This is a genomic window from Ruegeria sp. MALMAid1280 (genome assembly GCF_049195285.1).
Taxonomy (GTDB): domain Bacteria; phylum Pseudomonadota; class Alphaproteobacteria; order Rhodobacterales; family Rhodobacteraceae; genus Ruegeria.
This window is the reverse complement of the sequence record NZ_JBMIRT010000044.1, coordinates 110,813-126,538: the sequence shown is the minus strand read 5'-3', so window position 1 is coordinate 126,538 and position 15,726 is coordinate 110,813. Positions and strand designations below refer to the sequence as shown.

The window sequence follows — 15,726 nt, the reverse complement described above, 5'->3', positions numbered from 1 at the left end:
GCGCCGCCGAGCGTGCGGGCGCCATCACCCCGGTTCCGGGTGGCGTTGGTCCGATGACCATCGCCTGCCTGCTGGCCAACACGCTGACCGCCTGCTGCCGCGCAAACAGCCTGCCAGAGCCCGAAGGCCTGACCGCCTGATCCTTGGCGCACTGCAATTGATTTTAGGGCCGAGGGGTGGAAACACTCTTCGGCCCGATTGTTTCAATATGCTCGCGCTTAGTTTTAAATCTCGGGGTTTGAATGTAACGGGTTCAGTGATAAACAAGTGAATCCAGCCGGTTGCGTTGTGGTATTGCGAGTCTCCGGGATTTGTGCTGGACCCGTAGGCTTATTGTTGAGTAGGTATGAACATAATACTGAGCCCAATTCTGACCGAGGTCTCGCTGCGCAGAATTATCGCCGCGCTTGCCTTTCCGCCGTTGCTGGCCTCTGCTTTTCAACCGTTCTCAGCCATTGACCTGACCTATTTTCAACGACTGGTTTTTTGGGTTGGGGTCGTGGTGCTGGCGCTGTGTGTGACATGGGCCGCCAGACAAGTGACGCGGACCTGTTTGTCGGGAATTCACTTTTCCTGGCGCGATACCGCGTTGGTTCTGGTTAATCTGGCGCTTTTCGTTCCGGCGCTTTGGCTGCTGTCCTACCTGTTGATCACCATCAATGGACACCAAGCCCCCGGGTTCCTGTCAGTGGCCCCGTACGGGGCGTTGTTTGTCACCGGACTGATGCTGGTGAGGGGGCGCAGGCGGACAGAGGTGCTACCGGAGCAGGCCGAGCCGGTGCAGCCGCGGCTGGCAAAGCGTCTGCCGGACACCTTTCAAGGTCAAATTTATCGCCTGACTGTTCGGGATCATGCCGTTGATTTGGTCACGTCCGAGGGGACGTTCACCATCCGGTCTCGCCTGATCGATGCGATTGCCGAGATGGAGCCGGTGCCGGGCCATTGCACGCATCGCTCGCACTGGGTAGCGGATGCGGCCATCGCTGGGGTCGAGCGGCAGGGGGGCAAGACCTTTATGCGGCTGAAGAACAATGACTTGGTTCCCGTCAGCCGAAAATACAAACCGATGCTAGAGCAGGATGGCGTCATCTGAGCCGGTTCACCTTGGCATGGGAATGATCCGCGGCCGGGGACCAGTCAGGATTGCCATGGCCCGGTCGTCCATCAATGCGTTCAACACGCGTTTCGAACTGTGCAATCCGCCGGTATAGGTGCCGTAGGCGGGTAGAATCAGCCGCGTCTGATCGACCAGAAAGGCGGGGCGGGAGATCACGCGCCCGCGTGCGCGCAGCCGGGCTTTGGGGTGGTAATGGCCGGACACCTCAGATCGGGCTTCTGACCGTGCGATGTGTCGAAAGGTCAGCGGGCCGATTTTGCATTCAGACAAGTGCGCTCCGCCCAGATCAATCGGGCCGGGGTCGTGATTGCCTTCGATCCAGATCCAGCGCCGCCCGGCCTGCAGGGCGGTGATATCCCGTTTCTCATCCGGCCCCATCGCCGTGGACGCATCCAGATCGTCGAAGCTGTCGCCCAAACAGATGACGGTGCCCGGATTTGTGTGCGTGATATCGGCGGCCAGACGCGTCAGCGTTTCCTGGCTGTCATAAGGCGGCAGGGTCGGGCCGCCGCGCCGGGCAATACGCTCAGACTTGCCCAGATGCAGGTCAGAGACACAAAGCAGGTTCTGCTCGGGCCACCACAATGCCCCGGACCACAGCGCGCAGAGGCCTTGCCCGGCGAAAGAAAACGCAATGCCGTTCATGATACGTTCTTTGCGCGTTTCGATCCGGGGTGCAAGCGGTATCAGCCGGGTTCCAGCCCTGCGGCCTGCAACAGACGGGCGCTTTCTTCGGCCAGCAGGCGTTCTTCGGCCGCGCCCTTGACCGGAACTTTGCCGACCTCAAGAAACAGCGGCGCCGCGAGGGGTGAGACGCGGTCCAGCCGCAGCAGATCAATCCGGTCGCCGATACGTTCAACCATCGCCTCGATCCGCCCAAAATCCACCAGCCCGCGCATGGCCTCTTCGCGGGTGATCTGCATCAGCAGGTGATCGGGGTCGTATTTCAGCAAGGTGTCATAGAGGATATCCGAGGAAAACGTCGCCTGGCGCCCGCTTTTGCGTTGCCCGCCGGTGTTGCGTTCGATCAGACCGGCAATGGTGGCCGAGGCGCGAAAGGTCCGTTTCATCACCGCGTTCCCGGCCAGCCAGGTCTCAAGCCCGTCGCGCAGGGCCTGCAATTGAAACAGGGGGCGTGGGTCGGTTACCGCATCCAGCCCCCAGATCAGCGTCGCATAGTCGGTGGCGACGAAACCCAGCGGTGCCAGCCCGGTTTCCTCCATCCGTTTGGTCAGCAGCAGGCCCAGCGTCTGCTGCGCGTTGCGACCGGCGAAGCCGTAGACACACAGGTTCTCGCGCCCGTCATTGGGGAAGCTCTCGATCAGCAGACGGTCACGTTGGGGCAGGCGGGACATGTCGTGTTGCAGGGCCAGCCAATCGGACGTGTGTCCGGGCAGTTGCGGCCAGTCGGGTTGCGCAAACATCCGCAGGATGCGATCGCTCAACTGCGTTGAGGTGGCAAATTTCGTCCCCGAGAAAACGGCAACCTTAGGCTTGCGATCCGCGCGGCGGCTGACCTCGACCACCATCTCGCGCAGACCTTCATAGCGGACGATCTGCCCGCCGATCAGAAACGTGTCCCCTTGGGTCAGCGAGGCGGCAAAGCCCTCTTCGACCTCACCAAGAGGTTTGCCCCCTCGATTGCGCTTCAACCGTACTTTCAGCGTGTCCGTGTCCTGAATGGTACCCAGATTCATGCGGATGCGCTGCGCTGCGCGCGGGTCGCGCAGCTGCCAGCGGCCATCGGTGCGCTGTTGCAACCGTTGCCAGCGGTCATAGGCGCGCAGGGCATAGCCTCCGGTGGCGCAGAACTCCAGACAAGCGTCGAATTCTGCGCGCGTCAGGTCCGAATAAGGCCCGGCGGCCGTCATTTCAGTGAACAGCGTATCCGCATCAAACGGTCCTGCCGCCGCCGCGATCAGGATATGCTGACACAATACGTCGCGAGGGCCTGCGCCGCGCGGCTCTCCGTCCAGATCATGGGCTTTGGCAGCCTCGAGCGCGGCAACGCATTCCACCACCTCGAACCGGTTGGCGGGCACCAGCAAGGCCTTGGAGGGCGCGTTATAGCGGTGATTGGCCCGTCCAATCCGCTGCACCAGACGTTTGACGTTCTTCGGCGCGCCGATCTGGATCACCAGATCGACATCGCCCCAGTCGATGCCCAAATCCAGAGAGCCTGTGCAAACGATGGCGCGCAAATCGCCGCGAACCATGGCGGCCTCGACCCTTTCACGCTGTTGCCGGTCCAGACTGCCGTGATGAATGCCGATGGGCAGGCCGTCCTCGTTGGCAAGCCACAGGTTGTGAAAGAAAATTTCGGCCTGCGCGCGGGTGTTGTGGAAGATCAGCGTGGTCCTGTGTTGCTTGATTTGTTCCAGAACGGCCGGGATCGCATAAGCCGCGCCCCCGCCGGACCAGGGGGGCATTTCCTGCGTCTCCAACATGCGAATGTCGGGGTCCGGGCCGGGGTCGGCCTGAACGATCTGGCAGGGGTCAGGGTGCCGGGCCAGAAACCGGGCGATGGCTTCGGGGTCTTCGACGGTGGCCGACAGACCGACCCGGCGCAGATCGGGGCACAAGGTTTGCAACCGCGCCAATGCCAGCATCAGCTGGTCACCGCGCTTGCTTTCCGCCAAGGCGTGGATTTCATCGACGATCACCCGCTGGACACCCGCAAACATCCGGGGCGCGTCCTCGTATGAGGTCAGCAGAGCCAGGCTTTCCGGCGTCGTCAGCAGGATATGCGGCGGGTCCACGCGCTGGCGTTTCTTTTGCGTGGCCGAGGTATCTCCGGTGCGGTCTTCGATCCGGATCGGCAGGCCGATCTCATCCGCAGGGCCGCGCAGGTTGCGGCGGATATCGGCGGCCAATGCCTTGAGCGGCGAGACATAGATCGTGTGCAGTCCTGCATGATCCCGCTCGGCCAACTCGGCCAGAGTGGGCAGGAACCCCGCCATGGTCTTGCCGCCGCCGGTGGGGGCGATCAGCAATGTCGCCGGGTCCGAGGCCCGATTGAACATGTCCTGTTGATGGGGGTGGATCGACCAGCCTTTGGCGGCAAACCAGTCGGTGATCCGGGCGGGAATCTGCGTCATGGTCGCATGATTACCTGCCCGGGATCAGAAATGCAGGGGTCAGTGAATGATCTTTTCTTCCTTGACGAACATGTTGGCCCAGGCGCGGTCGACCAGATCGGGGCTCATCTGGTAGGGGATGCCCTCGAATTCGCAGATCGAGATCATCTGGTCGATCAGGAAGATCGGCTGATAGTTCGCATAGATATTGTTGATGGTCGGGTATTTGACCTTCAGCAGATGCACCAGTGCAGCCTCATCCAGCGGCATTCCGCGTTTGCGGGCCACCATAGCGAAGATTTTCAGGAAGTTTTCCTGATTTGGGCCGTCGATCTTGATTTTGAAGAAGATCCGGCGAAGGGCCGCCTGGTCGAAGATTTCGTTGGGGTGGAAGTTGGTCGAGAAGATGACCAGCGTGTCGAAGGGAACCTCGAACTTTTCGCCCGATTGCAGGCCGAGAATATCCTTTTTCTCTTCCAGGGGAACAATCCAACGGTTGATCAGCGCCTGCGGCGGTTCCTGCTGACGTCCAAGGTCGTCCACGATGAAGATGCCGCCGGTCGATTTCAGCTGCAGCGGCGCCTGATAGGTCCGCGCGGTGGGGTTGTAGACCAGGTCCAGCATGCTCAGCGACAGTTCACCCCCCGTGACAACGGTCGGGCGTTCGCACTGAACATAGCGCGAGTCGAACCGTTTGCGGCGGCGCAGGCTGTTGGGGTCATCGGGTTCCTGCTCTACCGCAGTGTGCACGATCGGGTCATAGACGGTGATCACCTGACCGGCATACTCGATGGCATAAGGCACATAGACATTATCCCCCAGCGCATCCTTGATCCCGTTCGAGATTGAGGACTTACCGTTGCCTGGCGGGCCATACATCAAGATCGACCGACCGGCGCTGACCGCGGGGCCAAGATGGTCCAGCAGGCTGTCGGGCAGAACCAGATGGCCCATCGCGCCCGTCAGCTGATCGCGGGTGACCTGAATGTTGCGGATCGACTGGCGCTTGACCTGCTCGCGATACACATCCAGAGGCACGGGCATGGCGCCGAAATATTCAGACTGGCTCAGCGCGTCCAGGGCGCGGGCCTTGCCGGCATCGGTCAACTGATAGCCCATCTCGTTACCGCTGTTGGCGTTCAGGGTACCGGTGGCCTCGATCAGCTTCTGCTCGCGGGCCATGTCGATCAGTTCCTGCGTAACGGAACCCGGCAGACAGACCGCACCGGCGATCTGGGAAACGGTGTCCACGTTCTTGCGGAAGATCGTTTTCAGCATGATGTCGCGCATCATGACGATGGGCAGTCTCATTTCACCCAAGCCTTTGGGGGCAGGGGGGGCCATTACCGAGGTCGTCTGCATATTCATGAGCGTTGCCCGTCTATCCAGTTTTCGCGCCAAAGGCCCCAAAAAGGGCCGCTTGGGGGAAATCTGTCCCGGCTTTGTGTCAGCACCAAGGCACGGGCAAGGCGGCTTAATGATAGTTCACGAGCCGTAAACAGTGCCGAGAATCAGGTAGAGGGCGAGGGTGCCGCCCAGAGAAAGACCCATGGGGATGTGTCTGGCCCTGGTCCAGCTTTTCCAATCCGGTGCAAAACTCCGCAGCCCCGTAACGCTTGCCACCCGGTGGGTGAGCAACGCGGCCACATTCATCGTCGCCAGAATAAGGACCACCAGAATATAGTCGCCGGGCCAGATAAACGGCGAGGCTGCTGCCAGAAACTTGGCGTCTCCGGCCCCCATCTGGCGCACCACGTAGAACAGGATTCCAAAGGCCAGAGCTGGTACGACATGTAGCAGATGCCAGACATAGGGGGGCAGTGAGATTGACATTGGACCCACCGTCGCCGTTGTCCACGCAGTCGACAATGGTGGCAGAACGAACAGCCCACCGATAACGAATACCACGAACAGCGCGTACACCGCCTGATTCCTGATCCGCATGGCACGCAGGTCCGTAAAGGTCACGTACAGGCAGATCGGCAGAATGAAGGGCAGAAATAACAGCGCCGCATTCGCGGGAATGTTCATCTGTCAGGCATCCTCAAGCGCGCGGAGCGAGCGGACGGCCTCGTCATAATGCTGAGGGTGCGTGGCGATGGCTTCGCGGAAAAGGTTCTTGGCCGTGGCCACATCCCCTTGTTTGACTGCAGAAATTCCCATCGTATTGAGCAACATGGCGCGTTCGGTCTGAGTCATTGGAACAACCGGCAAACTGTAGTTGCCCTGCGCAGCCCGGGCCAGAACCAGATTGTTCTTGGCGGTGAACAGACTCTTGTCCTGCTGGATCGCTTCGTTGAACAGGCGTTCGGCCTCGGCGTATTGGCCGCGCGTCAACTTGGAATAGCCCCAGTTGTTCATCACCCCACCGGGTCGTGTGGTCAGGCCGACAGCGGTTTCATAGAAATGATCCGCACGTTTCCAATCTTTCTTTGAGTCAGCAACCACCGCCTCGAGGCGGTAACGCTTGAAGGTTTCAAAGGTGGGGGGCACGGAATCCAGAATGGCTCTGGCCTGACTCCAGTTGCCCGCACGCACAAGAGCGTCGGCATATTCGACCTTGTCGACATTTGCAGCGCCCTTCATGGTTGTCACTTTTTTCCAGGCGGCGGCGGCCTCGGTCGTTCGTTTCGCGCGGGACAAAGAGATCGCCAATCCACGCTGCAGGTCAATTCTGTCCGGGTTTTTGGCGGCCGCGCCCCGGAAGTAGGTGACGGCCTCATTCGGGTCAGCGGCGGTCAAAAGCACCTCGCTCAGGTTGGTTTCGTCAATGACGTTGACCTCCTGATATGTGCGTTCGACTTTTTCTTCCTCGGTTTCTTTTTCGCAGGCGGACAGGATCAGCCCGCACATCATCATCGGCGCAATCAAGAATTGTTGGCGCATTTTTGCGTCCCTTACTGCTCTTGCCTGTGTTATGGGAGCTTGCGCAGCTTGTATTGCCCGTCGCCTTGCCGCTCCAGCGTATATTCTTGTTCTTCCGCTGTATTATTAGCAGGATTTTCCATTTTTGCGAGGGCTAAGCGCAGATTGTCGCGGATTGCGTCACTTTCGCCATTGTCCAGCGCGTAGGCGCGTTTGAAGACCTGCGCGGCTTCGGGGTATTCGCCCGTTTCGACCAGCAAAACGCCCAGATTGTTCCACCCAACGGACCATTCGGGGTCAGTTTTTACGGCGCGGCGCAACAGCTCTTCGGCCTGTCCCAGGCGTTGGAGCCCCAGGTTGGCAGTGCCCATCGATGTCAATATCTGCGCTGTCATCCCTTGATCCAGCGCGGCGCGGGTAAAGGAATCCAGCGCCAGTTCGTATTCTCCGGCGGCCATCAACCGGTTTCCGACTGTAAGTTCGTCTGCGCCCTTACCGTTTGGGTCAATCCCGGGGGCATCCAGATCACCTGACGTATCCGTGCAAGAGGCCACCATGGCGATCACCATGGTGGCCCTGAATGCCTGGCGTATTCCGGAACGGATACGCCTGAAGCCGGATGTCATGCGGTTATCCGCCAGCACTTTTGCCAAAATCTGCGATCCCTTTTGCCGAAGGTCCGACCAGAATGACCAGCAAAGGCGGCACCGTCAGCATCATTGTGGCAAGTGTCATTTTGGTTGGCAACTTGTTCGCGGCCTCTTCGGCTCGCATCACGCGTTTGTCACGCATTTCGCTGGCATAAACCCGCAGAGCTTCGGCAATGGATGTACCAAATGTTGCCGATTGGATCATCACGGTTACAAACGAGCTGACATCCTGAACGCCGCAACGGGTTCCGAAATCGCGAAGCACCGTGTCCTTGTCCTTGCCTGCTTTCATTTCATGGGCGACAACTTCGAATTCCTGCGCGATATCGGGGTACGAGGCGCTCATCTCGCCGGCTACGCGCACAATGGCCTGATCCAGAGACTGACCGGCTTCGACGCAGACCAGCATAAGATCAAGCGTATCCGGAAACCCGGCGGTGATTGCCTCTTTCCGTTCCTCGACGCGCCGGGTGATCCAGTAGCGCGGCAGGAAATACCCTGCGGCTGACGGAATCAGAACGCGGATTGTCATTTGGCTTCCGGTGAATTCCTGGTCGCCTGCCAGCACCGTCACCAGCATCACGCCGACAAGGATGCCGACAATGCCCAGGGCAAACTGTGCAAAGTGGAAGAACCGCACCGCATCCTTCGAGTGATACCCGGCCTGGCGCAGCTTGAGCTGCATCGCCGACAGTTCTTCCTCGTTCTGGGGTTCCAGGAAGGTGGCGAATTTCTGCAGTTGCTCGTTGCGGCTGCTGTTGCGGAGCTTGTCCTTTTTCGACCTTTTGTCCGACTTGGGCGCAGCGGTCGATTTCTGCAGCTTTTTCAGCGGGTCCTCGGGCTGGTTCAGCATCAGAGAAACCGCGATCAGGATCATGGCCAGCCCCAGAACGCCGATCACGATCAGCGGTCCGAACTCACCCAGGTATTGTTTGATCAGGTCGTTGATTCGCGTCAGGAATTCCATTGCTATGCCCTCAGACCTTAATGTTGGTAAGAACGCGCATCACGATCAGGTTCAGCGTCAGCATGATGCCGACAAAGAAACAGAGCGGGATGAACAGGGGGTGATCGACCACGTCGTCATAGTAATTGGGGTCGGTCACCAGAATGAACATCAGGCAGAAGAGCGGGAACCCGGACAGAAACTTGCCGGACCATTGCGCCTCGGCGGTAATTGCCTTGACGCGGCGGAACAGGCGGAAACGGGCACGGATCACCTTGGCCAGACCGGCCAGGATTTCGGCCAGGTTACCACCCGACTGTTGCTGAATCCCGACGGCCACCGACAAGAAGCGGAGGTCCTGCATACCCAGACGCTCTGCCATGTCTTTCAGGGCCTCACCGACGTCACGGCCATAGGCGCATTCATCGGCGATGATGCCAAATTCCGTACCCAGCGGATCCTGCACCTCGTTCGCAACGATTTGGACGGATGAAACGAACGGGTTACCCACGCGCAGCGAACGGACCATCAGTTCCACCGCATCCGGCAGTTGCTCTTCCATCAGTGCCATGCGCTTTTTGGCCTTGCGATTGACCCAGGTGTAAACACCGCCAACGCCGATAAAGACCGACAGGGCGACCCGAAGAACCATATCCGTCGCGGTGCCGATGCTCAGGCCCACAAAGGCAAAGCCGGACAACAGAACCATGACCATGACCAGTTGTCGCGGAGTGAAGGCGATTGCCGCTTTCTGCGCCTTGTCGGCCAGCAGCGAATAGAGCGGGATGCTCTGCGTCTTCATATGCTGCTGCATTTCCTTGCGCAGCTGTTCCAGAACCTGTTCCCGCCCGACACCTTTGTCGAGCATGTCGAGACGGCGGTTGACCTTGCTGTTCAGGCTGATGGATTTCCCGAAGGCCACCAGATAGATGCCTTCGACCAGAAAGAACACCGCGATGAAGATCACGACATATATGAGCGCCTCAACAGGCAGTTGCATATCCAGATCTCCTACATAGTCGTCGGTTCATAGATCGAAGTCGGCAGATCAAAGCCCCACAGGCGGAAGCGCTCGGAATAGTAGCTGCGCACGCCTGTTGCCGTGAAATGCCCGATGATCTTGTTGTCCGGTGTCAGGCCAACCCGCTGGAACTTGAAGATTTCCTGCATCGAGATCACGTCACCTTCCATGCCGGTGATCTCGGTGATCGAGGTCATCCGGCGCGAACCGTCCTGCAAACGGCTGGCCTGCACGATCAGGTTCACAGCTGATGAGATCTGGCTGCGGACCGCCTTGATCGGCATCTCGATCCCAGCCATCGCGATCATGTTTTCCAGACGCGAGATACCATCACGGGCCGAGTTGGCGTGGATTGTGGTCATCGAGCCGTCGTGGCCGGTGTTCATGGCCTGCAGCATGTCGATCACCTCGGCGCCCCGCGTCTCGCCCACGATGATGCGGTCAGGGCGCATACGCAGGGCGTTTTTCAGACAGTCGCGGGGGCTGACCTCGCCCTTGCCTTCAACGTTGGGGGGGCGGCTTTCCATCCGGCCCACATGGGTCTGTTGCAGCTGAAGTTCCGCAGTATCCTCGATGGTCAGGATGCGTTCAGCGTCGTCGATGAAGCTGGACAGGGCGTTCAGAGTCGTCGTTTTACCCGAACCCGTACCACCCGAAACGATGATGTTCAGCCGGGTCGACACGGCGGCCTGAAGATAGGCGGCCATCTCTTCGGTAAAGGCGCCGAAATTGACCAGATCGTCGATGCCCAGCTTGTCTTTCTTGAATTTACGAATCGACACCAGCGACCCATCCACCGCAATCGGCGGGACCATGGCGTTGAAACGCGAACCATCGGCCAGACGGGCGTCAACATAAGGATTGGATTCGTCGACGCGACGACCCACAGCGGACACGATCTTGTCGATGATCCGCATCAGGTGCTTTTCATCCTTGAAGGTGATGTCGCTGATTTCCAGCCGGCCGTCGCGCTCCACAAAGATCTGTTGCGGGCCGTTGACCAGAATATCGTTGACCGTGTCGTCCTGCAGCAGGGTCTCAAGCGGACCCAGACCCGTTACCTCGTCATACAGCTCTTTGTTCAGCTGCGTGCGGTCCTCGCGGTTCAGGACGATATTGCGCGTTTCCAGAACTTCGCTGGCAATTGCGCTGATTTCTGCGCGCAATTCCGATTCGCCAGCATTCTCAAGCGCAGCGAGGTTCAGGTTCTCGAGCAGTTCCCGGTGCAGTTCGATCTTGATTTCGCCAAGACGCTCTTTGCGCTTGCGGTCTTTGTCGGCCACCACAGGCTCGGCGGCTTTCTTCGGCGCGGGGCGCCGGGCAACGGCATTGGCCGAGGACTTTTTTTGAACTGCGGGTTCCGGTGCAGCGGCCGGGGTTTGAACCGGCTGCGCTTCGGGCTGTTTCTTGTATCTTGAAAACACGGCGGCTCGTTCCCTTCCAAACTGAGTTATGCAGCTTCGGCGTTGTTGCTGCCCAAGCTGTGAAGCGATTTCGCAAGTTTCGCGAATTCGCGCCGCAGCGGGTTCTTGGCGGCCGCATTGGCCAGCGGTTGTCCATGGTCACCGCTTTGCATGACTTGCTTGCCACCATCGGGCAATTGCAGGTCGATAGAGATACCCAGGCTTTCCCCCATCCGCTTTACCCGGCTCTTGCCGTTCAGATCGGTGAACTTCGGAGCCCGGTTCAGGGCGAAACGCAGTTTGTCGAACGGCAGTTCCTCGGCCTGCAGGGCGCGTTTCAGGCGCAATGCGTTCTGGGCCGAGCGCATGTCCAGCTCGATCAGCGCGAAATACACGTGTGCGGCCTGAAGAACGGTTTCCGACCAGTGAACAAGCGTCGATGGCATGTCCACGATCACATAGTCAAAGTGGCGGCGGGCCGTGTCGATTACCCGCTGGATATCTTCCGGGGTGATCAGGTCCAGCGGCACCATGTCCGACGGCGCGGTGAGAACCTGCAGCTTTTCCTCATAGGTCTGCAGCGCCTGTGCGAACACCTCCTCGTCCATCGAGTCTGTGTCGGACAGCATTTCAAAAACGGTCTCGCGGCGGGGCAGGTCCAGATAGGTCGATACAGTGCCGAACTGCAGGTCCAGATCAAGCAGGCAGACCGATGGTTCCTCTTTGTCGGAAACGGTGGCCAGTTCCCAGGCCAGATTGACCGCCATTGTGGTGGAGCCTACGCCTCCGGCCAGGCCGTGCACAACGAACAAGGCCCCTTCCTTTGACTCGCCTTGTGTCAGTGGCGAGGCCGTCTCGTGTACGGCAACCGGATCGGGGCGGTTCATCCGGGCGATCGCTTCCTGCAGTTCGCCCTCGGGCAGAGGGTAGGGGACGAATTCATCCGCACCCTTGCGCAGAAGCTGATGCAGAGATGCCGGTGTGACATCTTCGGCGATCAGAACAACCTTGATCTTCTTTTCTTTGGCGCGAGTGATGATTTCGCCCATCAAAGACAGATTGTCTTCATCTTCGCCATCAATGGCCAATGCCACGAATTCCAGAGAATCGGCATCGGGTTGGCTGAAAAAGGCCAGAGCTTCTGCAAAGCCCAGGTCGCCCCAGCGTTCCCCCAGTGCTGCTTCCATATCCTCAATCAATAGATCGAAGTTCTGGACATCACGGCTGATGGTACAGGCCAGAATGGCATTCTTATCATCTTGTGGCGATGCGCTCGTCATTAACACAATCCTCGTCGCGGGGGCAGGCAAACACAGCGGGCCTGAAGACCCTGTCTGGTTCGCTTTTGCCCCAGTGCGGCCATGATCGGCCGCAAGTCACCTAATTGTTGAAAATTTGGCTTGGAACTTAGGCAAGATTTGGGCGCAAAAGAACCAATTGTAGGGAAATGGGCGACGATGCCGCCCAGTTCCTATTTATTGTTACTCGCTGGTCTCACCCAGAGCGGTATCTTTGCTCAGGCGGCTTCCGTAAGTCGCGCTTGCAACGTATTCGCGATAGATGACTTCGGCGTACTTCCCGTCCAGAACAAGCGGGTTGCGATCCACAAAGCCGGACACTTCGGTCACGGTGCGGCGGTTGCGGCGGTCCCTGTCCGGAGTGTCGATGAGCGGCCGCGATTTGCCAAAGGACACGACAGCCTCGAGGCGCGAGCGCGAGATGCCTTGCCGCGTCAGGAACGCAACGGCGGCATTGGCGCGCCGCTGACCCAGCGCTTTGTTGTACGACGTCGAGCCAACCGCATCGGTATGGCCGTACACGCGGAACCTGGCTTCGGGGAACTGTTTGATCCACGACGCCTGCCGTAACAGTACCCGCTGAGCCGTTTCATCCAGCTGTGCACTGTTAAAGGCAAAGTTGATCTGCGTCGGCACCTCGGCCGCGAATCGCTGACCCAGGATCTGAGCGTATGTCAGTTCGCCGTTCATAACCTGGAGGTTGTTCAGGGTCGCATTCCCGAACGAGCCTTGGTCGATTTCGTACCCGGCCTCACGCGTACATGCGGTGACAGCGACCGACAGACCCAGTGTGATGATCCACTTCTGCATTGGTCTTATCCTCCTATCAATCCAGAACGTAGCCATAGGAGCTGCCAAAGTCCTGCTTGGCCACTTCCGAGGCTGCGCCGGCACCCGGGCGCGTTGCACGACCGACCCGACCGTTCACAAACAGATCAAATTCGCTGGGCGGTTTGACCCGGTCCGTCGGCAAAGCCAACGCTTCGCCACGTGTCGGCGACACCAGATGGGCGGTGATGATCACGACCAACTCACTTTGCTCACGCTGGTATTCGGCGCTGCGGAACAGGGCACCCAGCACCGGAACGTCACCGATCCAGGGAAGCTGGCTGCTCAGGTCCGTGAAATCGTCCTGAATCAGGCCGGCAATGGCAAAGCTCTCTCCGTCGCGCAGCTCGATCGTTGTGCTGGTTTGGCGGGTGATAAAGCTGGGAATCGTGTCACCCTGGATCGTGAAGTTCGAGTTGGCGTCGATGCTCGACACCGAGGTGGCCAATTCCAGATTGATCAAATCGCCATCCACAACACGCGGGATAAAGTCGATTTCAACACCGAACGCCTTGTATTCAATGGCAATTACGCCAAATTCCTGCGGTACGGGAATGGGAACTTCACCACCTGCAAGGAAGGTCGCTTCCTGACCCGACAATGCGGAAAGATTGGGTTCTGCCAGGCTGCGCGCAAGCCCCTTGGATTCCAAAGCTTCAAGCAGCAGGCGCACCTGCGTCGATCCGGCCCCAAAACCGAACAGGATGGCACCTGTATTGGTCTGAAGAGGAGGGATGTTGTTGTTCAGAGCATTGTTCAGCGCTGCTGCGGTGTTCAGGGAGTTGATGCCGCCGGTTACGTCACTGCCGCCGAAACCAAGCGATGCGGTCAGGCTTTTGGCCACCGATCGATTCATTTCGGCAAAGCGCACTTTCAGCATCACCTGCTGCACGCCGCCGACCGACATCAGATTCGAAACACGATCGGGCGCGTAACGTTCAGCCAGTTCCAGAGCGCGCTCCAGTTTCGCGCTGCTCGACACTACGCCCGAAAGCACGATGCCGTCATTGGCGGTCCGGACTTCGATCGGTTCCGCCGGCAAAATCTGCCGCAGCCGCTCTTTAAACTCGGACACATCCGGAGATACACGGACCCGAACGTTCGCCAGCAGGTTGCCCGCGCCGTCAAACAGGGTCAGCGTGGTCAGGCCCGGTGTCTTGCCCAACACATAAATCGTGCGATCCGAAAGCGACGAGATGTCAGCGATGCCGGCATTGGCGATGCTGAGCTCGGCGAACGGTTCTTCGCTTTCCACGACAATTGCGCGGTTCATCGGAACGTCCAGCGTTTCCGCTGTGCCATTCTTCACTACGCGCAAAGTTTCAGCCCAGGCCGTTTGGCCGACCGGACCAATTATTAGCGCCAACCCAAGAAGGGTTGCGCTGATCCAAGAACGTTTTTTCATGTGACCTGCCTCTCCGATCACGCCTCGTTTTTTAGGTCTAATGCCCTATGCAGGGTAACACTGCGCGAATTACGAATTTATTGCAATAATCAATGGTTTCCGGAATTTTCCTTATGTGGACAATGCGCAACATCCGAAACGAAACAAGCCGCGCACGTGGCGCGGCTTGCGGTCGTAAATCTCTGATTTAACGTCAGTTTGTGCAGGGAATTTGGGTTTTGACGATCTCACCGCCGCGCCGCGTGTTCACGGTGCAGACCTTTTCTGCGACCGGGGCCGGAGCAGGGGCCGATTCCTTGAGGTTCAGCAATTTGCGTTGGTCCACTTCAACCGCAGTTGCGACCGTATCATCCTGCACACCAACCAGAGCCAAGGACAACTGGCCAGTGTTCTGTGCCTGCGCCAAAGCCGCGATCTGTTCCGGTGTTGCAGCAACGGTCACGGTACGCGCGATCGTCGCGCCCGTCACGTCAGAACCGGCGATCTGGTCCACTGCGATCAGTTCGATGTTGGTCTGAATCAGGCGGGTGATTTCGCCACCGCCGCCTTCGAATTCGCGGCTGACAGAGCCGGTCCAATACACATCCACGCTGTCGCCTGGACGCAGAAAGCCGGAAACGCCCGACGAAACATCGACGCTGATAGCAAACGCACGCATACCTTTTTCAATTTGGGAAACAAGGCCTGCCGCCTGGCCAGGCTTGGTGACCTTGACCTTCATCAGCGCCTCGTCTTTTTCCACCGCTCTCAATACGAATCGTTCCCCATTGGCGTCTTCCGGGAACAATATTGCCATGTCCACAAAGCTGCCCTCGGGAATCGCATCCTCGGGCCAGTTCACGATCCGTACATCGTCTTTGACCAAGGGCTCGCCATACTTCATGGCCCGATTGGTAACGATGACTCCGACGGTTGGCACCGATTTGACGTTTGCAAGCGCATCTTTTGTGGCTTGGCGCTCACGGGCGAGCTGGTCCTGGTACTGAGCGATGTAGTCGCGGGCCATGTAGACCGCGCCCCCGGCCAATGCCACCCCGGCAATCAGGACAAGTCCAAATACCAAACGCATTCGCGTCCCCTCGTTTTTTCTATTCCGTATTAGTTGCCGCAGAAGCT

The 15,726-nt window shown here is 58.9% G+C and carries 14 protein-coding genes and 1 pseudogene; 2 read left to right on the top strand and 13 right to left on the bottom strand.

Features of this window, described 5'->3' with window-relative positions:
• A pseudogene (locus ACOQFT_RS08945) lies at nt 1-140 on the top strand (bifunctional methylenetetrahydrofolate dehydrogenase/methenyltetrahydrofolate cyclohydrolase); the annotation flags it as partial.
• Nucleotides 141-346: 206 nt separating this feature from the next.
• Nucleotides 347-1,093 carry a LytTR family DNA-binding domain-containing protein gene (locus ACOQFT_RS08940; RefSeq protein WP_421597590.1) on the top strand — a complete coding sequence of 249 codons (747 nt, stop codon included), beginning with the start codon at nt 347-349 and terminating at the stop codon, nt 1,091-1,093.
• Between the two features lie 6 nt (nt 1,094-1,099).
• Here the strand turns inward: ACOQFT_RS08940 and pdeM are convergent, their stop codons facing one another.
• From pdeM to cpaB, 13 genes are all read right to left on the bottom strand, one after another.
• Nucleotides 1,100-1,762 (bottom strand): ligase-associated DNA damage response endonuclease PdeM, encoded by a 663-nt coding sequence (gene pdeM, locus ACOQFT_RS08935; protein WP_421597589.1) that lies wholly within the window; start codon nt 1,760-1,762, stop codon nt 1,100-1,102.
• 41 nt (nt 1,763-1,803) lie between these two features.
• A complete protein-coding gene (locus tag ACOQFT_RS08930; protein ID WP_421597588.1) occupies nt 1,804-4,215 on the bottom strand; it encodes a ligase-associated DNA damage response DEXH box helicase in 2,412 nt (803 codons plus the stop codon).
• Nucleotides 4,216-4,254: 39 nt separating this feature from the next.
• Nucleotides 4,255-5,562, bottom strand: coding sequence for an ATPase (locus tag ACOQFT_RS08925; RefSeq protein WP_421597587.1), 1,308 nt, complete (start codon nt 5,560-5,562; stop codon nt 4,255-4,257).
• A gap of 117 nt (nt 5,563-5,679) precedes the next feature.
• Entirely contained in the window at nt 5,680-6,225 is a 546-nt protein-coding gene (locus ACOQFT_RS08920; RefSeq protein WP_421597586.1) for a prepilin peptidase, read from the bottom strand.
• A 3-nt stretch (nt 6,226-6,228) separates the two neighbouring features.
• Entirely contained in the window at nt 6,229-7,080 is an 852-nt protein-coding gene (locus tag ACOQFT_RS08915) for a tetratricopeptide repeat protein (protein WP_421597585.1), read from the bottom strand.
• Nucleotides 7,081-7,109: 29 nt separating this feature from the next.
• Nucleotides 7,110-7,685, bottom strand: coding sequence for a tetratricopeptide repeat protein (locus ACOQFT_RS08910; RefSeq protein WP_421597584.1), 576 nt, complete (start codon nt 7,683-7,685; stop codon nt 7,110-7,112).
• Nucleotides 7,686-7,689: 4 nt separating this feature from the next.
• On the bottom strand, nt 7,690-8,676 hold the full coding sequence (locus ACOQFT_RS08905; protein WP_421597583.1) for a type II secretion system F family protein: 987 nt from the start codon (nt 8,674-8,676) through the stop codon (nt 7,690-7,692).
• Nucleotides 8,677-8,686: 10 nt separating this feature from the next.
• Entirely contained in the window at nt 8,687-9,655 is a 969-nt protein-coding gene (locus ACOQFT_RS08900) for a type II secretion system F family protein (protein ID WP_421597582.1), read from the bottom strand.
• Between the two features lie 11 nt (nt 9,656-9,666).
• On the bottom strand, nt 9,667-11,100 hold the full coding sequence (locus ACOQFT_RS08895) for a CpaF family protein (RefSeq protein ID WP_421597581.1): 1,434 nt from the start codon (nt 11,098-11,100) through the stop codon (nt 9,667-9,669).
• Nucleotides 11,101-11,126: 26 nt separating this feature from the next.
• Nucleotides 11,127-12,359, bottom strand: coding sequence for an AAA family ATPase (locus ACOQFT_RS08890; protein WP_421597580.1), 1,233 nt, complete (start codon nt 12,357-12,359; stop codon nt 11,127-11,129).
• Between the two features lie 201 nt (nt 12,360-12,560).
• Entirely contained in the window at nt 12,561-13,187 is a 627-nt protein-coding gene (locus ACOQFT_RS08885; RefSeq protein WP_421597579.1) for an OmpA family protein, read from the bottom strand.
• Between the two features lie 16 nt (nt 13,188-13,203).
• Nucleotides 13,204-14,610 carry a type II and III secretion system protein family protein gene (locus tag ACOQFT_RS08880; protein ID WP_421597578.1) on the bottom strand — a complete coding sequence of 469 codons (1,407 nt, stop codon included), beginning with the start codon at nt 14,608-14,610 and terminating at the stop codon, nt 13,204-13,206.
• Between the two features lie 193 nt (nt 14,611-14,803).
• Entirely contained in the window at nt 14,804-15,679 is an 876-nt protein-coding gene (gene cpaB / locus ACOQFT_RS08875) for a Flp pilus assembly protein CpaB (protein ID WP_421597577.1), read from the bottom strand.
• Nucleotides 15,680-15,726 lie beyond the last annotated feature (47 nt).